Annotated in this window: 19 protein-coding genes; 8 read left to right on the top strand and 11 right to left on the bottom strand. The window is 71.9% G+C overall.

What is annotated here, in order from left to right; all coding sequences use genetic code 11:
* The first annotated feature begins 21 nt into the window (after nucleotides 1-21).
* On the top strand, nucleotides 22-906 hold the full coding sequence (locus ACFYW9_RS11810) for an SURF1 family protein (protein ID WP_389147985.1): 885 nt from the start codon (nucleotides 22-24) through the stop codon (nucleotides 904-906).
* A 63-nt stretch (nucleotides 907-969) separates the two neighbouring features.
* On the opposite strand, the gene ACFYW9_RS11815 is transcribed toward ACFYW9_RS11810, so the two are convergent.
* From ACFYW9_RS11815 to ACFYW9_RS11845, 7 genes are all read right to left on the bottom strand, one after another.
* Nucleotides 970-2,100, bottom strand: coding sequence for a hypothetical protein (locus tag ACFYW9_RS11815; RefSeq protein WP_389147988.1), 1,131 nt, complete (start codon nucleotides 2,098-2,100; stop codon nucleotides 970-972).
* Complete coding sequence (locus tag ACFYW9_RS11820; RefSeq protein WP_326786515.1) at nucleotides 2,097-2,723, bottom strand: SigE family RNA polymerase sigma factor; 627 nt, start codon at nucleotides 2,721-2,723, stop codon at nucleotides 2,097-2,099. The genes ACFYW9_RS11815 and ACFYW9_RS11820 overlap by 4 nt, the downstream gene beginning before the upstream one ends.
* Nucleotides 2,724-3,275: 552 nt before the next feature.
* Nucleotides 3,276-4,337 carry an aspartate-semialdehyde dehydrogenase gene (locus ACFYW9_RS11825; protein WP_328670585.1) on the bottom strand — a complete coding sequence of 354 codons (1,062 nt, stop codon included), beginning with the start codon at nucleotides 4,335-4,337 and terminating at the stop codon, nucleotides 3,276-3,278.
* On the bottom strand, nucleotides 4,334-5,626 hold the full coding sequence (locus tag ACFYW9_RS11830) for an aspartate kinase (protein ID WP_389147993.1): 1,293 nt from the start codon (nucleotides 5,624-5,626) through the stop codon (nucleotides 4,334-4,336). Before ACFYW9_RS11830 ends, ACFYW9_RS11825 begins: the two co-directional genes overlap by 4 nt.
* Nucleotides 5,627-5,929: 303 nt before the next feature.
* Nucleotides 5,930-6,589 carry a DUF5063 domain-containing protein gene (locus ACFYW9_RS11835; protein WP_351871529.1) on the bottom strand — a complete coding sequence of 220 codons (660 nt, stop codon included), beginning with the start codon at nucleotides 6,587-6,589 and terminating at the stop codon, nucleotides 5,930-5,932.
* Nucleotides 6,582-7,181 carry a recombination mediator RecR gene (gene recR, locus ACFYW9_RS11840; RefSeq protein ID WP_107018120.1) on the bottom strand — a complete coding sequence of 200 codons (600 nt, stop codon included), beginning with the start codon at nucleotides 7,179-7,181 and terminating at the stop codon, nucleotides 6,582-6,584. The genes ACFYW9_RS11835 and recR overlap by 8 nt, the downstream gene beginning before the upstream one ends.
* Nucleotides 7,182-7,292: 111 nt before the next feature.
* Nucleotides 7,293-7,637, bottom strand: coding sequence for a YbaB/EbfC family nucleoid-associated protein (locus ACFYW9_RS11845; RefSeq protein ID WP_351871526.1), 345 nt, complete (start codon nucleotides 7,635-7,637; stop codon nucleotides 7,293-7,295).
* A 306-nt stretch (nucleotides 7,638-7,943) separates the two neighbouring features.
* Here ACFYW9_RS11845 and ACFYW9_RS11850 point away from each other — a divergent pair, with 306 nt between their 5' ends.
* Nucleotides 7,944-8,687 carry an SLATT domain-containing protein gene (locus ACFYW9_RS11850; RefSeq protein WP_389147998.1) on the top strand — a complete coding sequence of 248 codons (744 nt, stop codon included), beginning with the start codon at nucleotides 7,944-7,946 and terminating at the stop codon, nucleotides 8,685-8,687.
* A gap of 17 nt (nucleotides 8,688-8,704) precedes the next feature.
* Here the strand turns inward: ACFYW9_RS11850 and ACFYW9_RS11855 are convergent, their stop codons facing one another.
* Nucleotides 8,705-10,237 carry a substrate-binding domain-containing protein gene (locus tag ACFYW9_RS11855; protein WP_389148329.1) on the bottom strand — a complete coding sequence of 511 codons (1,533 nt, stop codon included), beginning with the start codon at nucleotides 10,235-10,237 and terminating at the stop codon, nucleotides 8,705-8,707.
* Nucleotides 10,238-10,399: 162 nt separating this feature from the next.
* Nucleotides 10,400-12,469 carry a protein kinase gene (locus ACFYW9_RS11860; protein ID WP_389148001.1) on the bottom strand — a complete coding sequence of 690 codons (2,070 nt, stop codon included), beginning with the start codon at nucleotides 12,467-12,469 and terminating at the stop codon, nucleotides 10,400-10,402.
* 261 nt (nucleotides 12,470-12,730) lie between these two features.
* Between ACFYW9_RS11860 and ACFYW9_RS11865 the strand changes: the two genes are divergently transcribed.
* From ACFYW9_RS11865 to ACFYW9_RS11875, 3 genes are all read left to right on the top strand, one after another.
* Entirely contained in the window at nucleotides 12,731-14,086 is a 1,356-nt protein-coding gene (locus ACFYW9_RS11865; RefSeq protein WP_389148004.1) for an aspartate aminotransferase family protein, read from the top strand.
* 193 nt (nucleotides 14,087-14,279) lie between these two features.
* Nucleotides 14,280-14,975, top strand: a complete 696-nt coding sequence (locus ACFYW9_RS11870) for a GntR family transcriptional regulator (protein ID WP_351871515.1) — start codon at nucleotides 14,280-14,282, stop codon at nucleotides 14,973-14,975.
* 204 nt (nucleotides 14,976-15,179) lie between these two features.
* Nucleotides 15,180-15,830 (top strand): hypothetical protein, encoded by a 651-nt coding sequence (locus tag ACFYW9_RS11875; RefSeq protein ID WP_389148008.1) that lies wholly within the window; start codon nucleotides 15,180-15,182, stop codon nucleotides 15,828-15,830.
* A 123-nt stretch (nucleotides 15,831-15,953) separates the two neighbouring features.
* On the opposite strand, the gene ACFYW9_RS11880 is transcribed toward ACFYW9_RS11875, so the two are convergent.
* Nucleotides 15,954-17,237 (bottom strand): adenylosuccinate synthase, encoded by a 1,284-nt coding sequence (locus tag ACFYW9_RS11880; protein WP_351871509.1) that lies wholly within the window; start codon nucleotides 17,235-17,237, stop codon nucleotides 15,954-15,956.
* Nucleotides 17,238-17,431: 194 nt separating this feature from the next.
* Between ACFYW9_RS11880 and ACFYW9_RS11885 the strand changes: the two genes are divergently transcribed.
* Nucleotides 17,432-18,289 (top strand): diacylglycerol kinase family protein, encoded by an 858-nt coding sequence (locus ACFYW9_RS11885; RefSeq protein ID WP_389148013.1) that lies wholly within the window; start codon nucleotides 17,432-17,434, stop codon nucleotides 18,287-18,289.
* Between the two features lie 18 nt (nucleotides 18,290-18,307).
* On the opposite strand, the gene ACFYW9_RS11890 is transcribed toward ACFYW9_RS11885, so the two are convergent.
* Nucleotides 18,308-18,808, bottom strand: coding sequence for a GbsR/MarR family transcriptional regulator (locus ACFYW9_RS11890; protein WP_389148016.1), 501 nt, complete (start codon nucleotides 18,806-18,808; stop codon nucleotides 18,308-18,310).
* A gap of 102 nt (nucleotides 18,809-18,910) precedes the next feature.
* Here ACFYW9_RS11890 and ACFYW9_RS11895 point away from each other — a divergent pair, with 102 nt between their 5' ends.
* Both ACFYW9_RS11895 and ACFYW9_RS11900 read left to right on the top strand, forming a co-directional pair.
* Entirely contained in the window at nucleotides 18,911-19,906 is a 996-nt protein-coding gene (locus ACFYW9_RS11895; RefSeq protein WP_389148019.1) for an ATP-binding cassette domain-containing protein, read from the top strand.
* A complete protein-coding gene (locus ACFYW9_RS11900; RefSeq protein ID WP_389148022.1) occupies nucleotides 19,903-21,516 on the top strand; it encodes an ABC transporter permease in 1,614 nt (537 codons plus the stop codon). Before ACFYW9_RS11895 ends, ACFYW9_RS11900 begins: the two co-directional genes overlap by 4 nt.
* The last annotated feature ends 230 nt before the right edge of the window (nucleotides 21,517-21,746 follow it).

The raw sequence follows: 21,746 nt of genomic DNA on the forward strand, positions 1-21,746 counted from the left end.
GGGCCCCGTACCGTGGACGGCGTGTACCGGTTCCTGCTGACGCCCCGCTGGTGGGGGATCAACGTCTTCGTGCTGTTGGCCATTCCCTTCTGCGTCTTCATGGGGTCGTGGCAGTTGGGGCGGTTCGAGGACCGGGTGCAGGACCACCGGACGGCGGACGCGGCGGCCTCGGCGGCCAGAACGGACCCGGCCCGGCCGCTGGCCTCGATGCTGCCCGTGACCACGCAGACGTCCGGCAGGCAGACCACCGCGAAGGGCCGGTACGACAAGCAGCTGCTGGTGCCGGGCCGGGAACTGGACGGCAGGAGCGGTTACTACGTACTGACGATGCTGCGGGTCGACGGCGGCAAGGCGCTGCCCGTCGTCCGGGGCTGGCTGCCCGGTACGGCGGACGCGGCGAAGGCCCCGGCCGCGCCGACCGGCGAGGTCACGGTCACGGGCGCCCTCCAGGCGTCCGAGAGCCCCGGTTCGAACGGCGTCAGCGCGGTCGGCGGGCTTCCCCCGGGGCAGACGGCCGCGATCAGCGCCCCGTCGCTGGTCAACCTCGTGCCGTACACCCCGTACGACGCGTGGATCACGCTCGACAAGGCCGACGCCGGGATGAAGGCGGTGCCTCCGTCCGCGCCGGCGAACACCGGCCTCGATCTCAAGGCGTTCCAGAACCTCGGCTACACCGGCGAGTGGTTCGTCTTCGCGGGCTTCGTCGTCTTCATGTGGTTCCGCCTGCTGCGCCGCGAGGTGGAGTTCGTCCGCGACGCCGAACTGGGACTGCTCCCGGACACCCAGGAGACCTCGGGCAGCGCCGAAACCCCGGCCGCCTCCGAAGCCATGGCCGCCCCGGCCACCCCGGAGAAGGAGTCCGAGGACGCCGCCGCCACCGCGGTCGAGCCGTCCGGGACGGCCTGAGCGGACTGACCGGGCGGCGACCGACCATCGCCGCCGCCCGGTACCGAACGGATCACCCGTCCGTCAGGACGAGGCCAGGATCCCCGTGTGGTACACCGTGCCCGCGCAGGCGTTGGCCACGGTGACCGACGCGCTCGCGCCGCCGGTGGCCGCCGTGCTGGAGACGACGACGCTGCCGTCCAGCGTGCCGTCCTCGACGAGGAGCTGGGGCGCGGTGCCCTCCGCGCCGGAGCCGGCGGTCGTACCGCCGGTGTCGGTGGCTCCCTGCGTCGGGGTGGGATCCGGTGAGGGCTCCACGGTCGGGCACGTCGACGAGGGCACCCAGGCGAACTTCACCACGTACGAGGTGCCCGGCTGGAGCACCAGGGAGGTGACCTCCGTGGAGGGGTCGGGCAGCCCGGCGGCCGCGTCGCCCCCCACATGTGTCGCCACGCCGACCTTGGCGGGATCCGCCGCGCCCTGGACGGTCGTGTTGACCGTGCCGGCGCCGGTGACCGTGCAGGCGGAGGTGGAGACGTTCGAGACGGTGAAGGAGCCGTAGACCGCGCCGGTGGCGTCCGGTGCCGCGGCCGTGCCGGAAGCCCCGCCGAGCTGGTCCGCGGTGCAGGCGAGGGCGGCCGGGGCGGAGGCCGAGGGATCGGTGCCGCCCGCGCCGGCGCCGCCCGCGTTCTTGTCCTTGTCGCCCGGTGACTCGGTCTTGCCGCTGTCGCCGTCGCCCGCGGACGTGCCGGCCGGGCCGCCCGTGTCCTTTCCGGAGTCGCCGCCCGATCCCTTGCCCTGGTTCGCACCGCCCTGGGCCTGTGAGCTGTTGGCCGCGATGGACGGGTCGGCGTTCGCCCCCGAGGAGTTGGAGACGTGGACGAACGCCGGGATCGCCGTGCCCATGAAGAGCGCCGCCGCCGCCATGCCGACCACGGCCTGCCGCTTGCGGGCGCGCCGCGCCGGTACCGCCCGGCGCAGATGGTCCAGGGTGCCGTCGGAGGGTTCGATCTCCTGAACGGCCTGGTGCAACAGCCGGCGCAGTGCCAGCTCGTCGCCGCCGAGCCCTTCGGGTCCCAGTCCGTCCATGTCCGGTGTTCCGGGCTGTTCGTCGGGGCCGTGGTTCACATTTCCGTTCCCAGCGTGCGATTGCCTGTGCTCGTGGTCCGGGCGCCCCTCGTCCTCGGGGTGCCGCCGGTCGTCGTGCTCGCTCATGCCGAAGCCCCCATGGCGACGCGGAGCGCGGCGATGCCGCGCGAGCCGTACGCCTTCACCGAACCCAGGGAGACACCGAGCGTCTCGGCGACCTGGGCCTCGGTCATGTCCGCGAAGTAGCGCAGCACCAGGACCTCGCGCTGGCGCCGCTGGAGCCCCTTCATCGCCTTGATCAGGGCGTCGCGCTCCAACTGGTCGTACGCGCCTTCCTCGGCGCTCGCCATGTCGGGCATCGGCTTCGAGAGGAGCTTGAGGCCGAGGATGCGCCGGCGCAGGGCCGAACGCGACAGGTTGACGACGGTCTGACGCAGATAGGCGAGCGTCTTCTCGGGGTCCCGGACGCGTTTGCGCGCCGAGTGCACCCGGATGAAGGCCTCCTGGACGACGTCCTCGCAGGAGGCCGTGTCGTCGAGGAGGAGCGCCGCGAGACCGAGGAGGGACCGGTAGTGCGCCCGGTAGGTCTCGGTCAGATGGTCGACGGTCGTGCCCGCCGCCAGGCTGTCCTCGGCGCCGTCACGCTGGCTCGGGATGCGGGCGGGCCGCGCTGAGGGCATGGGCGCGATCACCGGCATGCCGCCGGGCGCGCCGGGGCTGCGGAGTCGGCGGGGTGGACGCAGGGCCATGCCCCTTGTCTGGACCGCGGTGAATTCGAGTACCTCTGCCACGCCAGTTGGACACACGTCCCCCCAGGAGGGTTGTACGCGAACGTCATCACATTCGTGTCGTGTGCCACATCCGCCGGAGTCACGCCCTTCGGAACGCCGCTCGGGCCCCCCGCCGTCACGCGGACCCGCGCGCGCGACAGTGCACCAGATGTCCTCATGCGTAACAGCTCTTCCCCTGTGCCCAATGCTCTGCCGCCCCCCGGACGCCCCTGAATGGCGACGGCGAAGACGCTCACGGCCCCGCGCGCGGTTGCGGCGGGGCGGTAGCAAAATCTTCGAACGCCGACACGAGTCCGTTCAAGTGGCCAGGACCATTAAGTTGATCACTGAACCGACAGGAATCTTACAAACCCGCCCTCCGCGGGGCACCGGGTTTACGGCCGGAGGGCGCCGGGAGCGCAGAACCTGCGGAGCATACGCCACGACGGAGAACCGGATCCAGGGGGTCCGGACGGTCCATCGGGTCCTGATGAGACATCGGGCCCTGGTGATCCACCGGGTCGTGACGGCCTACGAGGCCCTGCCGATCTCCGCGGCCACCAGCTCGGCGATCTGAGCGGTGTTCAGGGCCGCGCCCTTGCGCAGGTTGTCCCCGCACACGAACAGTTCGAGGGCCGTCGGGTCGTCCAGTGCCCGGCGGACCCGGCCCACCCAGGTCGGGTCGGTGCCCACCACGTCGGCGGGCGTGGGGAACTCGCCGGCGGCCGGGTTGTCGAAGAGCACGACGCCGGGCGCGGTGTCCAGGATCTCCCGGGCCTTGTCGACGGTCACCTCGTCCTGGAAGCGGGCGTGCACGGTCAGGGAGTGCGTGGTGACGACGGGGACGCGGACGCAGGTCACGGCGACCTTCAGCCGGGGCAGCCCGAGGATCTTGCGGGTCTCGTCGCGGACCTTCATCTCCTCCGAGGACCAGCCGTCCTCGGCGAGCGACCCGGCCCACGGCACCACGTTCAGGGCGACCGGCTCCGGGAACGGGCCCGTGTCGTCGCCCACGGCCCGGCGTACGTCCCCGGGGCTGTTCCCCAGTTCCGTACCCGCGACCAGGGACATCTGGCGGCGCAGGGTGTCGACGCCGGCGCGGCCCGCGCCGCTGACCGCCTGGTACGAGGAGACGACGAGTTCCCGCAGCCCGAACTCGGCGTGCAGGGCACCCAGCGCCACGATCATGGACAGGGTCGTGCAGTTCGGGTTGGAGACGATCCCGCGCGGGCGCACACGCGCGGCGTGCGGGTTCACCTCGGGGACGACCAGGGGCACTTCCGGGTCCATCCGGAAGGCGCCGGAGTTGTCGACGACGACCGCGCCCTTGGCGGCGGCGATCGGCGCCCACTGGGCGGCCACCTCGTCCGGGACGTCGAACATGGCGATGTCGACCCCGTCGAAGGCGTCCTCCGACAGGGCCGTCACCTCGACCTCCACACCGCGCACGGCCAGCTTGCGGCCGGCCGAGCGCGGCGAGGCGATCAGTCGGATCTCGCCCCAGATGTCCGCGTGCTGGGACAGGATCTGGAGCATGACCGTGCCGACGGCTCCGGTCGCTCCCACGACCGCGAGCGTCGGTCGTCGGGTCATCGCCCGGTGCCTCCGTAGACGACGGCCTCGTCGCTGTCGGAGTCGAGCCCGAAGGCGCTGTGCACGGCGCGTACGGCCTCGTTGACGTCGTCGGCGCGGGTGACCACGGAGATGCGGATCTCGGAGGTCGAGATCAGCTCGATGTTGACCCCGGCGTCGGTGAGCGCCTCGAAGAAGCCGGCCGTGACACCCGGGTTCGTCTTCATGCCGGCGCCGACGAGCGAGATCTTGCCGATCTGGTCGTCGTAGCGCAGCGACTCGAAGCCGATCACGCCCTTCGCCTTCTCCAGGGCGTCGATGGCCTTGCGGCCCTCGGTCTTCGGGAGGGTGAAGGAGATGTCCGTCAGGCCCGTGGTCGCCGCCGACACGTTCTGCACGATCATGTCGATGTTGATCTCGGCGTTGGCGATGGCGCGGAAGATCGCGGCGGCCTCGCCCGGCTTGTCCGGGACGCCGACGACCGTGACCTTGGCCTCGGAGGTGTCGTGAGCGACACCGGAAATGATGGCCTGCTCCACCTTCTGGTCCCCTTGCTGCTGTGTCTTTCGAACGAGTGGTGCGCTGCTGACCCAGGTGCCCTGAAGTCCGCTGAAGGACGAGCGCACGTGGATCGGGATGTCGTAGCGGCGGGCGTATTCCACACAGCGGTGGAGCAGCACCTTCGAGCCGGAGGCGGCGAGCTCCAGCATGTCCTCGAAGGCGATCCAGTCGATCTTCTTCGCCTTCTTCACCACGCGCGGGTCGGCGGTGAACACGCCGTCCACGTCGGTGTAGATCTCGCACACCTCGGCCTCGAGCGCCGCGGCCAGCGCGACGGCCGTGGTGTCGGACCCGCCGCGGCCCAGCGTGGTGATGTCCTTCTTGTCCTGCGAGACGCCCTGGAAGCCGGCGACGATGGCGATGTTGCCCTCGTCGAGCGCCGTACGGATCCGGCCCGGGGTGACGTCGATGATCCGGGCTTTGTTGTGGACCGAGTCGGTGATGACGCCCGCCTGGCTGCCGGTGAAGCTCTGGGCGCTGTGGCCCAGGTTTTTGATCGCCATCGCCAGCAGGGCCATGGAGATCCGCTCTCCGGCGGTCAGCAGCATGTCGAACTCCCGGCCGCTGGGCATCGGAGATACCTGCTCGGCGAGATCGATCAGCTCGTCCGTCGTGTCGCCCATCGCGGAAACGACCACGACCACCTGGTGGCCGTTCTTCTTCGCTTCCACGATCCGCTTGGCGACGCGCTTGATGCCCTCGGCATCGGCTACGGAGGAACCTCCGTACTTCTGCACGACAAGGCCCACGTGCGCTCCTCGCTCAGTCCGTCTCTGCACCGCACTACTGCGGTCGGCTCAGTCTAACGAGCGGCCGGATTTCCCTTCCGGGGTATCGCATCGTGAGATGTCCCGCTCACGACGTGATCACTCCGGGCTGTCAGGTCGGTAAGGGAGGTCCGGCCGCTCCGAGACGGCACCTGCCCGTGCCGGAGCCCCGCCACTCCGAACGTGCCCCAGGTCACACCACGGACGGGCGGGACGCGGAGGCCGGCACGGCGGGCCCTCTCCCGCGCCCGCCGGCACGGCGGGCCCTCGCCGGAGCGCGGTCGGTCACTTGACCGTGCGCAGGCCCAGCGGCCCCGCGATCTCCTCCGCCATCACCTTGCCGGCCTCTTCCGCGAGCGCTTCCTCGCCGAGGTCCTGGTCGGTGTCGAGGCCGTCGAGCTCCTCCAGGGGCTGGTTCAGCCGGACGTGGGCCACCACGGACTGCAGGGCGCGCAGCGTCGCGGAGGCGGTGGAGCCCCAGTTCGAGAAGTAGGAGAACTGCCACCACCACAGGGCCTCCGTGGTGCGGCCCGCGCGGTAGTGGGCCATGCCGTGGCGCAGGTCGGTCATGACATCGGCGAGGTCGTCGGAGATACGGGCCGGGACCGGGGCCTTGCGTGGCTCGTAGGGGTCGAAGACCTCGGAGTAGACGTCGATCGGCTCCAGCATCACGGCGAGACGCTCGCGGAGGTCGTCCACGTCCGCCTCGGGGCCGAGGTCCGGCTCGTAGCGCTCGTCGGGAACGATGTCCTCGTGCGCCCCGAGACGGCCGCCGGCCAGAAGGAGCTGGGAGACCTCCAGCAGGAGGAAGGGCACGGCCGAGTCCGGCTCGTCGCCCTTGGCCACCTCGTTGACGGCGACCAGGAAGCTCTCCACCTGGTCCGCGATCTGAACGACGAAGTCGTCGGGGTCCGGGCTGGTCGCGTGCAGCGTGGCGTCAGACATCTAGAAGTCGTCTCCCCTCGAAGGCGCGGCCGAGCGTGACCTCGTCCGCGTATTCCAGGTCGCCGCCCACAGGGAGGCCGCTGGCCAGGCGGGTGACCTTGAGGCCCATGGGCTTGATCATGCGGGCGAGATACGTGGCCGTGGCCTCGCCCTCCAGGTTCGGGTCCGTGGCCAGGATGAGCTCCGTGACCGCGCCGTCGGCGAGGCGGGCCAGGAGTTCCCTGATCCGCAGGTCGTCCGGGCCGACGCCCTCGATCGGGCTGATCGCGCCGCCGAGCACGTGGTACTTGCCCCGGAACTCACGCGTCCGCTCGACCGCGACGACGTCCTTCGGCTCCTCCACCACACAGATCACCGAGAGGTCGCGGCGCGGGTCGCGGCAGATGTTGCACAGTTCCTCCTGCGCCACGTTGCCGCAGGTCGCGCAGAAGCGGACCTTCGCCTTGACCTCCATCAGGCACTGCGCGAGCCGGCGGACGTCCGTCGGCTCCGCCTGCAGGATGTGGAAGGCGATCCGCTGCGCGCTCTTGGGACCGACGCCGGGGAGCCGCCCCAGTTCGTCGATGAGGTCCTGAACAACGCCTTCGTACAACGGACTGCCTTTCCGAGTGTTCCGGTACCGCCTGGTCCCGTCCTGCTGTTCGTCCTGCTGTTCGTCCTACTGTTTCTTCCTGGTGCGTACGGTAGTTGGATGCCGCCGGTCTTAGAAAGGCAGACCGGGGATGCCGCTGCCGCCGCCGAGCCCCTGGGTGAGCGGGCCGAGCTTCTGCTGCTGGAGCGCCTGCGCGTTCTCGTTCGCCGCATGGACGGCCGCGACGATCAGGTCGGCGAGTGTCTCGGTGTCCTCGGGGTCGACCGCCTTCGGGTCGATCACCAGGGCGCGGAGCTCTCCGGAGCCCGTCACGGTCGCCTTCACCAGGCCGCCGCCCGCCTGGCCCCCGACCTCGGTCCGCGCCAGTTCCTCCTGCGCGTTCGCCAGGTCCTGCTGCATCTTCTGGGCCTGCTGCAACAACTGCTGCATATTGGGCTGGCCACCACCGGGAATCACGATCAGCTCCTGGTTCGAGTACGGCTGTCCGAGCGTTTTCTCCTGTCCAGCATGAGCCTACGTGGTCCACGGGCCCGTCGCCCAAGCACTCTTTCGAGTGACATCACAGCGGCGCCTATACCTGATCAAGGCCCACTTCCGGGCGGAAAAGCCGGTAAAGCCGGTCCATCGCCACCCATTGAGCGGTAGGAAGGGGGCCGCGCATTCGCACCACGCGTCACACGACGTCACGCGCTGTCGGTGCCGTCGCCGTCGTCACGGTCGTCAGCGTCGTCCCCATCACCGTCGTCAACTAGGGAGTGCCGGGTGAGTCAGCCGGAGATGCAGCCGGAGGGGCCGCTCCAGGACGGGCGGAACGAGGGCGCGGCGGGGCCCCGGCCGGGTGACCTGACCGGTCGGCCGTTTCCGCTCGGCGACTGGGGGGAGCCCGCCGAGCGGCTCCACGAGCTCTACCGCTGGGTGGAGCAGGGGGCGCTCGACACGGCCGCCTGGTATCTCTCCGACCGCGTGTGGAAGCGGCGGACGGCGCGGGTGCTGCGGTCCGGCGCGACGCTGGGGGCCGTCGCCGGGGCCGCGCTGCCGCTGCTCGACCTCACCGGAGCGGTGCGGGGGGCGGCTCCGTGGGGCTATCCGGCGCTGCTGCTCGCGGTGTCCTGCGTCGCCGTCGACCGGTTCTTCGGTGTGACCTCCGGATGGATAAGGGACGTGGCCACCGCGCAGGCCGTGCAACGGCGGCTCCAGGCACTTCAGTTCGACTGGGCCTCCGAGAGCGTCCGGGAGGTCCTCGGACCCGCCGACGGGACGGCCAGCGAGGCGGCCGACCGGTGCATCGGGGTGCTGCGGAGGTTCTCGGAGGACATCACGGAACTGGTGCGCACCGAGACGGCGGACTGGATGGTGGAGTTCCGCACGGGACCGGCACCACTGGGGATCCAGTCGTCGTCGGCGGGAGCGCCCCGGCCCGAGGGACCGCCGCTGAACGGACGCACCCCGCTGCCGCCGGGCACCCGCCCGAACATGCCCCGCCAGCGCCCGCCCGAGCCCCGGTAGCGGCCGGCGCCGCGGCGTCAGCCGGCTCCGCAGATCTTCAGCCCGACCGGCGTCCCGCAGGGGAGATGGCCGTGGGTGCGGACGACGTCCTGGCCGCTGCCCCGGGTGATGTAGGAGAGGAAGCTGGAGGCGAGGGAGTCGGCGGGCGGCTGTCCGTAGGTGTAGGCGTACTCGATCTCGCGGTACGGATAGTCCGAGGTGCCGCGCTCCAGGTCCTCGACGGAGGCGGTGTGGCCGTCGAGGCTGATCCTGTGCAGCCCCTTGTGGCCGGCGGCGCCGTTGAGCTCGCTGTAGCCGATCGCGCCGGGCAGCCCGGCCACCGCGTTCAGCACCTGCTCGGTGGAGTCGAGTTCGCAGCGCACGACCGGTGCCGTCGCGTCGTCCTTGTGGGCGCAGTCCAGCGAGGAGTTGGCGATCTCGCCGCGCCCGAGCACCCGGCGCTGGAACACCTGCCGCGTACCGGAGTTGGCGTCCCGGCTGACCAGCAGGACGGGCCGGTCGGGTCCGCCGAGCTGCTTCCAGTTCCTGATCTCGCCGCGGTACAGCCGCCGTACGTCGGTCAGCGACAGGTTCCTGACCGGGACGGCGTCGTTGACGACCAGCGTGAACACCGACACCGCGATCCGGTTCTCCCGCAGGTGCGGGAAGGCGCCCGGCTTGGGACCGTCGGAGAGGGCGACGAGGGCCGGGGACCCCTTCTTCGACGCCTGCCCCGCCACGTCGAGTTCGCGCACGCCGGCGGTGCTGCCGTGGGCGTCCACCGTGATCGCGGAGCCCTGGCAGGCGTGCTCGTACTTCTCGGCCAGCTCGCGCATCACGGGCGCGAAGGCGGTCGAGCCGGTGACGGTCAGCGTGCCCTGCGCGCAGCCGATCGGCGGCGGGGAGTCGTCGCGCAGGACGACGATCAGGGCGAGGGCGACGACGCAGACCGTCAGGAGCACGGTGATCAGCCGGGCCGCGCGGCTGAACAGCGGCGGCTGGTCGTCCGGTGTCGTACTGCGGTTGGGCCGGACCTCGCCGTCCCGGATGCCGCCGACGATCCGTATCGGACATCCCACGTCGCCGCCCGACAGCAGGACGAGCAGCTTGAAGTGCTCGCCCCGGTTGAGCGGGACCCGCGGGATGCGCAGCGTGCCGTCCTCGTAGCCGAGCCCGGCGGCCGGGGTGAAGTGGTCCATCAGGTGGTCGGTGCCGGGCGGCTGGGTCACGGACACACCGCGGATGGTGCGGTCGGTGAACACCGCGGTCAGTCCGTGCCGTTCACGGCTGGTGTAGTCGTCCCCGGCGATGCTCTGCGAGCCGTCGTTCTCGATCCGCAGCAGCACGAGGGTGGCGTCGGACATGCCGGGGGCCTCGTCGAACAGCCCGAGCCGTACGTTCGCGCGTCCCGAGCGCACGTCGTCGCCGATGGGGTTGTCCATCTGGACGCGGTAGCCGACCCTCTTGCGGCGCGGCACCCTGCGCTCGTACCAGACCATCACGGCGGAGGCGACGACACCGATGACGGCCGTCCCGACGGCCACGACGTTCTCTGCGCTCAGCCACTCCACGTGAGCCACTCCCCCGAGCCTGCGGTGCGGTCACCGTACGGCTCTGGCCGGAAACAACCCACATACGGGAAGTGAACTTCGGCGGCCGTGGTCGGTACGGCGGCCGGAGCCCTCCCGGGGGCCCGGGGGCCACCGCCCGCGGGACCCCGGCGTGTTCCGGGATCAGCCGGTCTTCGTGTACGTCAGCTCGGCCTCGGCCACCGAGCCGGTCTTCGCCCGCCGCAGCCGTCCGTCCGGCAGGAGGGTGACCTCGGAGGCGTCGCCCGGCCTGCAGGACGGCGGTTCCCCGACGGTGACCTGGGAGGGGCCGATCTCCAGCGGACCGCCGGCTCCCGGGGCCGTGGCGAGGGCGGCCTGGAAGACACAGTGGTAGTCGCCGCCGTCCGCGGTGACCGTCAGCACCGTGTCTCCGACCTCGCCCTGCCGGATGGTCATCCGGCGGGTGTGGTGTCCGCTGTCGTTGTCGATGACCGCGTCCCAGGTGCCGAGGAACGCCTCCGGGACGGTGCCGCCCTGTGTCGCCGGGGCGCTGGGCGAATCGGAGGCGGTGGCGGGCGGCTGCGACGCGCTCTGCCCCGGTGTCGTCGCGCCGGAGGCCGTGGTGGACGCCTTGGGGTCGTCCTGGCCGCCTCCGCCGCCCCGGCCGTTCAGCAGCGCGAACACGCTGCCGCCCGCGCCGAGCGCGACGACCAGGGCCACGACCACGAGCAGGACCGTGGACCGGCCGCTCCTGTGCGGGGGCTCCGGGCCGAGCGGGGCGACGCCGGGACCGTAGGGAGGGGTCGCCCCGTAGGGCGGGGTCGCGCCGCCGGGCCCGTACGGATGGGCGACCGCTCCCGGACCGTAGGGAGGCGTCGAGCCGTAGGGCGGCTGGGCCGAGCCCCACCCCGCCTGCGGGTAGCCGTACGCGGGGTGGGCCGGGCCCTGGCCGGGGGGCTGCGGGTGCTGCTGCGGATAGCCGTACGCGGGGTGCGGGCCGGCCGGCGCCGCCGGGGGAGGCGTCGTGCCCGGGCCCGCGATCACGGTCGGGAGGTGGTTCACGGGGCCGGGCTGCCCCGGAAGGGGCGGGGTGGCGCTCCCCTCGGCGGGCGCGGGCGCGTGCTCCGGGGAGGCCTCGCCGGCCGCGGCGGACGCCGAGGAGGAGGCGGAGGGCGTCGAGGAGGAGGCGGAAGCCGAGGAGGAGGCGGGCGAGCCGGTGGGCGGCTTGGAGAAGTCGGGGGCGGTGACGGGTGCCGGCGGCAGGGCGGGAGCGGCACCGGGCGCGGGCGGCAGGGCGGCCGGAGCGCCCGCCCGGGGCCGCTCCGGTCCCCCGTCCGGGTTCTCCGTGTCCAGCAGCCGCACGGCGTGCCGCCCGAGCTGGGCCACCAGCGAGCCGGGCAGCCAGGGGTCGAGGGTCCGTCCTTCCGCGACGGTCTCCTCCGCGCCCGTGCGCTCCAGGATCTCGTCGAGCCCGGGCCGGGCGCCGGGATCCTTGCGCAGACAGTCCCGCACGAGGTCGGCGAGCCCCTCGGGCACCCCCGTGAGGTCGGCCTCCTCCTGCGCGATGCGGAACATCATGGCGTGCACACCGCTGTTGGCCGCGCCGAACGGAAGGGCGCCGGTGGCCGCGTACGACAGGACCGAGCCGAGGCAGAAGATGTCGCACGCGGGTGTGACACGGTCGCCGCGCACCTGCTCGGGAGCCATGAACCCGGGTGAGCCGACGAGCGCCCCGGTGTGGGTGAGGCCGCCCTCGGTCAGCGTCTCCAGGGCGCGCGCGATGCCGAAGTCGATGACGCGGGGGCCGTCGATGGTGACGAGGACGTTCGAGGGCTTGAGGTCGCGGTGGATGAGGCCCGCGGAGTGGATGTCCTTCAGCGCGTGCGCGAGACCCGCGGCGAGGATGCGCACGGAACGCTCGGGCAGCGCGCCGTGGTCGCGTCCGACGACGGCCTGGAGCGAGGGCCCCGCGACATAGCCGGTGGCCACCCACGGGATCGGGGCCTCGGTGTCCGCGTCCAGGACGGGTGCGGTCCACAGCCCGCCGACCCGGCGGGCGGCCCGCACCTCCTGGCGGAAGCGGGCCCGGAACTCCTCCTGCTCGGCGAGTTCCGGCCGGACGAGTTTGACCGCGACGGTACGTCCCCGGTCGGACCGTGCGAGATAGACGTGGCCCATCCCTCCGGCACCGAGTCTCGCCAGCAGCCGGTACGCCCCGATCTGCTGCGGATCCCCCGCCCCCAGGTTCTCCATGGCAGTGCCCACCCTCCCCCGTACGTGTGCAACAGACCGAGGATAGTGCGCCTTACCGGGCATCGGGCGGGGCGGTGTCTACGGTTCCGTCACGACTGGTGCCGTTTTGGTAACGGGTCCCACCGTCGTCCCGGACGTCCCCCGCCGGGGACCGCCCCGAGCGGCCTCCCGGCCAAGCCCGACAGACTGTCGCGGAAAGCCCCCGACCGCAGACAGGACGCCGATATCGCGCCCGGTCGGCGGACATTTACGCTTCGCCGCATGACCCCTCAGCCCAACCCCCAGGCCGGCGCCGCCGTGAAGGCCGCGGACCGCGCGCACGTGTTCCACTCCTGGTCCGCGCAGGAGCTCATCGACCCGCTCGCCGTCGCAGGCGCCGAGGGGTCGTACTTCTGGGACTACGAAGGCAAGCGGTATCTGGACTTCACCAGCGGGCTCGTCTTCACCAACATCGGCTACCAGCACCCGAAGGTCGTCGCCGCGATCCAGGAACAGGCCGCGACCCTGTCCACGTTCGCGCCGGCCTTCGCCGTCGAGGCGCGTTCGGAGGCGGCCCGGCTGATCGCCGAGCGGACCCCGGGCGACCTGGACAAGATCTTCTTCACCAACGGCGGCGCGGAGGCCGTCGAGAACGCCACGCGGATGGCCCGGCTGCACACCGGCCGCCCGAAGGTGCTCTCCGCCTACCGCTCGTACCACGGGGCCACCTCCACGGCGATCAACCTCACCGGCGACCCCCGGCGCTGGCCGAACGACAGCGGCGCGGCCGGTGTCGTCCGCTTCTGGGCGCCGTTCCTGTACCGCAGCCCCTTCCACTCCGACAGCGAGCGGCAGGAGTGCGAGCGCGCGCTCCAGCACCTGGAGGACACCATCGCCTTCGAGGGACCGGGGACCATAGCGGCCCTGATCCTGGAGACGATCCCGGGCACCGCGGGGATCATGACGCCGCCGGCCGGCTACCTGGCCGGGGTGCGGGAGATCTGCGACCGCTACGGGATCGTCTTCGTCCTGGACGAGGTCATGGCCGGGTTCGGCCGCACCGGCAGGTGGTTCGCCGCGGACCACTACGAGGTGACGCCGGACCTGATGACCTTCGCCAAGGGCGTCAACTCCGGCTACGTGCCGCTGGGCGGCGTGGCGATCTCCGCCGCCATCGCCGAGACCTTCGCCAGGCGGCCCTACCCGGGCGGACTCACCTACTCCGGGCACCCGCTGGCCTGCGCCGCCGCCGTCGCGACGATCAACGTCATGGAGGAGGAGGGGATCGTCGGCCAGGCGGCCGCCATCGGCGAGACCGTCCTCGGCCCGGGGCTGCGCGATCTGGCCGAGCGGCACCCGAGTGTCGGCGAGGTGCGCGGCACCGGCGTCTTCTGGGCGCTGGAGCTGGTGAAGAACCGGGAGACCCGGGAGCCGCTGGTCCCGTACAACGCGTCGGGCGAGGCGAACGCGCCGATGGCGGCGTTCGGCGCCGCGGCCAAGGCCCGCGGTCTGTGGCCCTTCATCAACATGAACCGCACCCACGTCGTACCGCCGTGCAACATCACCGAGGCCGAGGCCAAGGAGGGCCTGGCGGCCCTGGACGCGGCGCTGTCGGTGGCGGACGAGCACACGGTGTGAGGTCCGGGGGCCTGTCCGGCAGGCCCTGGGGGTTCCCGTCCCTGGTGGGGTCGGCCGCGCCGGTTCCCCGCGCCCCTTCGGGGGTGCCGGGGAGTCCGTCCGCCGGCCCCCACGGCGTATGGTGTCCTGCTCGTGGAGATACGCGAGTAGACACGCGCACCCAGCCCACGCGACGGGGAGTGAGACCACCACCATGGCCGGCATCGGCGGCAGCGGCGCCGTAACACGCAGCACCCTGCGGCAGCAGATCGCGGACGCGCTCCGTGACGAGGTGCTCGGGGGTCGCCTCCGGCCCGGCCAGGAGTTCACGGTGAAGGAGATCGCCGAGCAGTACGGCGTGTCCGCCACCCCGGTCCGCGAGGCCCTGGTCGACCTGTCGGCCCAGGGGCTCCTGGACGCCGACCAGCACCGCGGCTTCCGCGTCCACGAGTACTCCGGCGCCGACTACCGCGGCATGATCGAGGCGCGCAGCCTGATCACGGAGGGCATGTTCCAGAGCCTCGTGGCCAGCGGCATGCCACAGGCGGACGACCCCCGCGCGCTCGCCGCGCTCGCGGCCGTCCGGCGCCGCGGCGAGGAGGCCCAGCGCGCGGCCACCGCCGGCGACCTGAACATCCTCATCGGCTACGACCTCCGCTACTGGCGCGAGCTCAGCAACCTGTTCGGCAACGCCTATCTCGCCGACTTCCTGCACCGGATGCGGGTCCAGTCCTGGGTCTGCACGGTCCAGCACCTGCGCCACGTCTCCGATCTCAAGGGCCATCTGTGGTCCGGCCACACCGAGCTGGTGGACGCCCTCGCGCGCCGCGACGCCGACGGGGCGCGGGCGATCGTGACGGCGTACAACGAGCACGCGCTCACCCTCATCGAGCGCCTCGACGCCCCCTGAGCCGCGGTCCGGGCGCGGATCGTCCCGTTCCCGTGTTTGAGGACACCCCCCGCGGGCGATCGGGGGGATGGGGAGGTGTCCCCGGGGAGCGGGCGACCCCGGCCATCGGGAGGCCTACTTGCGTACCGGCCTCTTCACAGGACCGCCACGCGCATTACGCTGCCCTGACCACCCTGCACCCCAAGGAGCAAGAGGAGCCGTCTGTTGGCCTGTGACCTGTGGTTGGTCCCGCTCGTCGACGTGCTGTGCCACACCCCCGACAACCCCTTCGCCGAGGAACTGGCGCTCTACGACAAGGTGCTCGCCGAGGCCGGGCTTCCCCCGGTACCGGTGTACGCGTACATGCCGGGCCTGTCGGGTGACGTGGCCCCGGTCGCCGGCTTCGACTACGACGCGCTGCACTTCCTGCGCCGCGCGTACCTGCTCCAGATGTGCGGGCTCGCGGTGGCGCCGGTCGACGAACTCGGCGGCGACTACGAGCAGTTGCTGGAGATGTTCGAGACGAACGCCCAGCAGTCCCATCTGGTCTGGCACTACGACCACGCGGGCGCCTACGTTCCGGTGGAGTTCCCGCACCCGCTGGCCAACGACGAACTCCTCGCGGGCGGCGGGCCGTTGGGCTCGTCCCAGGCCCTCCTGCGCGAACTCGAGTTCGTGGCCCCCTCGATCGGCATCGACCCGGCGAATCCGCCGGCGCCACCGCAGCCCCCGAGCTCCCCGACGGAGCTGGAGGAACCCGCCGCTCCGGCCCCCTACGACTCCAGCCCCTTCGCCCGTGAGCGTCACGTCTGGCTGGGCCTGCACGCCGCCGCGACCCGGAGTCTCGCCCAGGGCTCCATGATCGTCTTCAGCTGATCCGGCCGAGCCGGGAAGTACGGGTACGCCCCCGGATGTCGGCCGGGGGCGTACTCGTGGAGACAACCGCTCCGGGCACCGCGGCGGGCCCGGTTCGGACACCGCCGCGGATACCGCTCCGCGCTAGATGAACGAGTTGATCTCGATCGTCTCGGTGCGGCCCGGTCCGACGCCGATCGCGGAGATCGGGGCGCCCGACATCTCCTCCAGCGCCTTCACGTAGCCCTGCGCGTTCTTCGGGAGATCCGCGAAGGTCTTCGCCTTGGTGATGTCCTCCGACCAGCCGGGGAGGGTCTCGTAGATCGGCTTCGCGTGGTGGAAGTCGGTCTGGGAGTACGGGAGTTCCTCGACGCGCTTGCCGTCGATCTCGTACGCCACGCAGACCGGGATCTCCTCCCAGCCGGTCAGGACGTCCAGCTTGGTGAGGAAGAAGTCGGTCAGACCGTTCACGCGGGTCGCGTAGCGGGCGATGACCGCGTCGAACCAGCCGCAGCGCCGGTCACGGCCGGTCGTCACACCGCGCTCGTGGCCGATGCGCCGCAGCGCCTCGCCGTCCGCGTCGAACAGCTCGGTCGGGAACGGACCCGAGCCGACCCGGGTGGTGTACGCCTTGAGGATGCCGATGACCCGGCTGATCTTGGTCGGGCCGACACCGGCACCCGTGCAGGCGCCGCCCGCGGTCGGGTTGGACGACGTCACGAACGGATACGTGCCGTGGTCGATGTCCAGGAGCGTGCCCTGGCCGCCCTCGAAGAGCACGACCTTGTCCTGCTCCAGCGCCTGGTTGAGGATCAGGACGGTGTCCGCGACGTACGGCTTGAGCCGGTCCGCGTAGCCCAGCAGCTCCTCGACGACCTGGCTCGCCTCGATGGCGCGGCGGTTGTAGAGCTTGGTGAGCAGCTGGTTCTTGACCTCCAGCGCCGCCTCGACCTTCTGGACGAGGATCGACTCGTCGTAGAGGTCCTGGACGCGGATGCCCACGCGGTTGATCTTGTCCGCGTAGGTCGGGCCGATCCCGCGCCCGGTGGTGCCGATCTTCCGCTTTCCGAGGAAGCGTTCCGTCACCTTGTCGACAGTGACGTTGTAAGGCGTGATGATGTGAGCGTTTCCGCTGATCAGCAGCTTGGAGGTATCGACGCCGCGCTCGTTCAGTCCGTTCAGCTCGGAGAACAGGACGGACGGGTCGACGACGACTCCGTTGCCGATCACCGGAGTGCACTCCGGCGTGAGGATTCCGGAAGGGAGGAGGTGGAGAGCGTATTTCTGGTCGCCGACGACTACCGTATGGCCGGCGTTGTTGCCGCCCTGGTAGCGCACCACATAGTCCACGGATCCACCGAGCAGATCGGTGGCCTTTCCCTTGCCTTCGTCACCCCACTGAGCACCGAGCAGCACAAGTGCGGGCACAGGCGTACACCCCTTCCGGGCGGGGCATGTCCAAGGTCGGGGACGTACGTGGCCGTTCGTGGCTGCGTACACCGGCGACCACCATTGGCCGCGACCGTCGGACCGGATGCCCCGGAATAGACGAAGCCCCTGGCGCAAAGGCGCAAGGGGCTCTTGCAGAAAGATGCTACCCGAGGAAGCGAGGCAGGACCGAGGTGGCGGCTTCCGACCAGCTCCTGGTGGTCATCGACCCGGTCGCCCGACGGACGGACGGCGAGTCCGTCCGGATCGCGAAAGACGTGCTCAGCGCGGGTGCGGCGACGAAGGTGTGCCTCCCGGAAGGGCCCGAGGAATTCGCTCGGGCGCTGATCCGCCGGGGTGCGCGCCGACCCGTCGTCATCGGTGACGACGGCACCCTGCTGCGGGCGGTGTCCCTGTTGCACCGGCGGCGGGAACTCGCCGCGTGCGCGCTGTCCTTCGTGCCCGTGGGCGGTGCGCTGTCGCTGTCCCGTTCGCTCGGGGTGCCGATGGGGACCGTCGCGGCGGCCAGGGCGGTCCTCGACGGGGCCGAACGGCGGCTCGACCTGCTCGTGGACGACAGTGACGGTGTGGTGCTCGGCGCGCTGCGCATCCCCTCCCTGCCCTCCCGGCCGTCCGCTCCGGTGCCCGTGGGAGCGCCCGGGGAGGAAGCCGGCGCGCGTCCGTGGCTGCGTACCTGCCAGTCCTTGGTGCGGACCCTGGCCTCCCGGCCGTCCCGGCTCGCCTCCGCGCCCGTGACGGGGCCCTCCCGGCTGCGGATCGAGGTCGACGGGGTGTGCGTGGTGGACCTGGACCAGCCCGTGGAAACCGTGTCGGTGACACCGGGGGGCTCGGGCACCGGCGCCGAGATCGAGGTCCGCGCGGTGTCCGTGGGGGCCGGGTCCTCGCCCCTGCGGCTGCTGGGCCACAAGGTCACCGTCTCCGGCGCCGACTTCCGCTACGGCGCGGACTCCGTGGTGAGCGGCCCGGTGCGGACCCGGACGTGGACGGTACGGGAGTCGGCCTGGGGTCTGACCCTGCCGGCGGCACCCTGACCGGGAGCGGTCCGGTGGTCAGCCGTCGGCGCCGAACAGCGTCTCGCGGTGGGCGCGCCAGCGTTCCATCATGGCGGCGACCTCACCGTCGATGAACTCGAAGAACGCGAGGGTCTCGGAGAGCCGCCGCCCGGCGGGGGTCGTGGAACCGAGGGAGTCGACACCGGCGCGCAGGGCGAGTTCCCAGCGCTTGAGCACCGCGTCGCGGTTGGTCAGCGCCTCGTACCACTGGTTGCTGTGCACGCGGTACCGCTCGCGCCGTGAGCCCGGCTCCCGCTCGCGCGAGACCATGTGCTGCTGCGCGAGATAGCGCACCGCGCCGGAGACGGCGGCGGGGCTCACCCGGAGCTGTTCGCCGAGCTCGGCGGAGGTCATGGCACCGGAGTCGGAGGCCAGCAGGGCGGCGAAGACGCGGGCGGGCATCCGCTGCATGCCGGCCTCGACGAGCTGGGCCGCGAAGCCCTCGACGAACCGCGAGACCGCCTCCGGGTCCCGCTCCGCCGCACTCGGTTCCGCCATCTGACGATCATCTCCCCTGCTCACGCGTCACCGTCGAGTGTATCCAGGATTTATACGTTTCCTTAACTTCACAAATTTCTGAAGGAAGCGTACGTTCGGGCCATGACGAAGGCAATCAGCGTCACCGGACTGCACAAGTCGTTCGGCAGGACGCACGCACTGGACGGACTGGACCTGGAGGTCGAGGCCGGTGAGGTGCACGGCTTCCTCGGCCCCAACGGCTCCGGGAAGTCCACCACCATCCGGGTCCTGCTCGGCCTGCTGCGCGCCGACTCGGGCACGGCCCGGATGCTGGACATGGACCCGTGGGCGGACGCCGTCGAACTGCACCGCCGGGTCGCCTACGTCCCCGGAGACGTCACCCTGTGGCGCAACCTCTCCGGCGGCGAGGTCATCGATCTCTACGGGCGGCTGCACGACGGGGGCCGCGCCCGGCGCGGCGGCACGGACGGCGGGCGGACCGGCGGCCTCGACCCGGCGCGGCGCGCCGAACTGATCGAGCGCTTCGAACTCGACCCCACCAAGAAGGGGCGCACCTACTCGAAGGGCAACCGTCAGAAGGTCGCCCTCGTCGCCGCCTTCGCCTCCGACGTCGACGTGCTCATCCTGGACGAGCCGACCTCCGGCCTCGACCCGCTGATGGAAGAGGTCTTCCAGAAGTGCGTCCGGGAGGAACGCGACCGGGGCCGCACGATCCTGCTGTCCTCGCACATCCTGAGCGAGGTCGAGGAGCTCTGCGACCGCGTCAGCATCATCCGCAAGGGCCGCACCGTCGAGAGCGGCTCCCTCGCCGACCTGCGCCACCTCACCCGCACCAGCGTCACCGCCGAACTCACCGGCCCGCCGAACGGACTGGCGTCCCTGCCCGGAGTCCACGAACTGGACGTCCAGGACACCGGGGCCCGGCAGGACGGCGTCCGCTGCCGGGTCCGGTTCCACGTCGAGAGCGACAAACTGAACGCGGTCCTGCGGTCGCTGACCGACTCCGGCGTACGGTCCCTGACCTCGACCCCGCCGACCCTGGAGGAGCTGTTCCTGCGGCACTACCAGGACGACGTACGGGCCGACGGATCCGAGGAAGGGGCGATGGCCCGATGACCGCCACGACCGCCGGCCCCTTCGCCGCACGCGTCGGCGGCTCCCGCCCCCTGGCCGGCACCGGAACCCTGCTGCGCTTCGCGCTGCGCCGCGACCGCGTGATGATGCCGCTGTGGATCGGCGTCGTCTCCCTGATGGTGCTCTCCCTGCCGGCCTCGCTGGAGTCCGTCTACAGCACCCCGGCGGAACGCGCCTCCCTGGCACGGCAGATGCTCGCCAACAGCTCCCTGCGCGCCACCTACGGACCGGTGTTCAGCGACTCGCTCGGCGGACTCACCGCCTGGCGCATCGGCGCCTACGCCGGAGTCCTCGCCGCCGTCATGAGCCTGGTCGTCGTCGTACGGCACACCCGGGACGAGGAGGAGAGCGGACGCCAGGAACTCGTCTCCGCCGCGATGGTCGGGCGGCGGGCGCCGCTGACCGCCGCCCTGCTCGCGGCGCTCGTCGCCAACGGCGTTCTCGCCCTCATCGTCACCATCGGCCTCGCCGGACAGGGCGGTGCCGGGGCCCTGGCGCTGGGGCTCGCGATCGGCGCGACCGGAATGGTCTTCGCGACCATGGCCGCGATCGTCGCCCAGCTGACGGAGAGCGCGCGGCTCGCCAAGGGGCTGACGGGCGGGCTGATCGGCGCCGCCTTCGTCCTCAGGGCGGCGGGCGACTCCGCGACCGACGACGGCTCGTCGGCGCTGACCTGGATCTCACCCGTGGGCTGGCTGGAGAACCTCCGCGCCTTCGCGGACGAACGCTGGTGGGTCCTGCTGCTGTTCGCCGCGGCCGTCGCCGCCCAGGGCGCCGCGGCCTACGCACTCGCCGGGCGGCGCGATGTGGGCATGAGCTTCCTGCCCACCCGGCCGGGACCCGCGACCGGACGCCTCGGCACGGCCGGGGCGCTGGCCTGGCGTCTCCAGCGCGGCGCGGTGCTCGGCTGGAGCCTCGGATTCCTCGCGGCGGGCGCCGCGTTCGGCGGCATCACGAAGGGGGCCGCGGACCTGGTCGGCGACAACGCCAAGACCCGCGAGATCATCGAGCGGATGGGCGGGCAGGCCGGGATCACCGACGCGTTCCTCGCCGCCATGGTGAACATGCTGGGCATGGTCGCCGCGCTCTACATCGTCGCCTCCGTGCTGCGGCTGCACGGCGAGGAGACCTCGCAGCGCGCCGAACCCCTGCTCGCCGCCGCCGTCGGCCGGCTGCGCTGGGCCGGCGGACACCTCGTCCTCGCCTTCGGCGGCACGGTCCTGATCATGCTGCTCGGTGGACTCGGCCTCGCTCTCGGCTACGGCGCCGGGCTCGGTGCCATCCTCGGCGCCTGCCTGGTCCAGGTCCCGGCGGTCTGGACCCTGGGCGGCCTCGCCGTCCTGCTCCACGGTCTCTCCCCCCGGATCGCCCCCGGTGCCTGGGCCGCGGCGGGCCTCGCCCTCCTCCTCGGCTGGATCGGGCCCGCCCTGAAGATCCCGCAGGCCGTCATGGACCTCTCCCCCTTCGGCCACCTCCCGAAGCTGCCGGGCGGAACCATGGCCTGGACACCGGTCCTCGTCCTCACCGCGATCGCCGCGGCCCTGACGGCAGCGGGACTGGTGTCCCTGCGCCGCCGCGACCTGGCGGCATGAGGGGCGGGCCGCCCGGCCGAGCCGGAAGGCGGCCCGGCCACTGACGAGCCCTCGGCGGCGCGACCTGCCGAGCCGAGCGGTCGCGCCCGCCGTCACCAGGACTTCGGTGCCGAAGTCGCGCCGCTCGACGGACAGCGGTGGAGGACCGCGCCGCCGGAGCGGACGGAACGGACGGACGCGCCCGCCGGACCGGCGGGAACGGACGGACGCGCCCGCCGGACCGGCAGCGG

It is taken from the genome of Streptomyces sp. NPDC002698, from assembly GCF_042888945.1.
In the GTDB taxonomy this organism is placed as follows: domain Bacteria; phylum Actinomycetota; class Actinomycetes; order Streptomycetales; family Streptomycetaceae; genus Streptomyces.

Coding starts and splice junctions, on each gene's coding strand:
- ACFYW9_RS11895 (WP_389148019.1), top strand. CDS start 18,911: ATGACGAAGGCAATCAGCGTCACCGGACTGCACAAGTCGTTCGGCAGG.
- ACFYW9_RS11820 (WP_326786515.1), bottom strand. CDS start 2,723: ATGGCCCTGCGTCCACCCCGCCGACTCCGCAGCCCCGGCGCGCCCGGC.
- ACFYW9_RS11870 (WP_351871515.1), top strand. CDS start 14,280: ATGGCCGGCATCGGCGGCAGCGGCGCCGTAACACGCAGCACCCTGCGG.
- ACFYW9_RS11890 (WP_389148016.1), bottom strand. CDS start 18,808: ATGGCGGAACCGAGTGCGGCGGAGCGGGACCCGGAGGCGGTCTCGCGG.
- ACFYW9_RS11900 (WP_389148022.1), top strand. CDS start 19,903: ATGACCGCCACGACCGCCGGCCCCTTCGCCGCACGCGTCGGCGGCTCC.
- ACFYW9_RS11825 (WP_328670585.1), bottom strand. CDS start 4,337: ATGACCCGACGACCGACGCTCGCGGTCGTGGGAGCGACCGGAGCCGTC.
- ACFYW9_RS11860 (WP_389148001.1), bottom strand. CDS start 12,469: ATGGAGAACCTGGGGGCGGGGGATCCGCAGCAGATCGGGGCGTACCGG.
- ACFYW9_RS11865 (WP_389148004.1), top strand. CDS start 12,731: ATGACCCCTCAGCCCAACCCCCAGGCCGGCGCCGCCGTGAAGGCCGCG.
- ACFYW9_RS11835 (WP_351871529.1), bottom strand. CDS start 6,589: ATGTCTGACGCCACGCTGCACGCGACCAGCCCGGACCCCGACGACTTC.
- ACFYW9_RS11815 (WP_389147988.1), bottom strand. CDS start 2,100: ATGAGCGAGCACGACGACCGGCGGCACCCCGAGGACGAGGGGCGCCCG.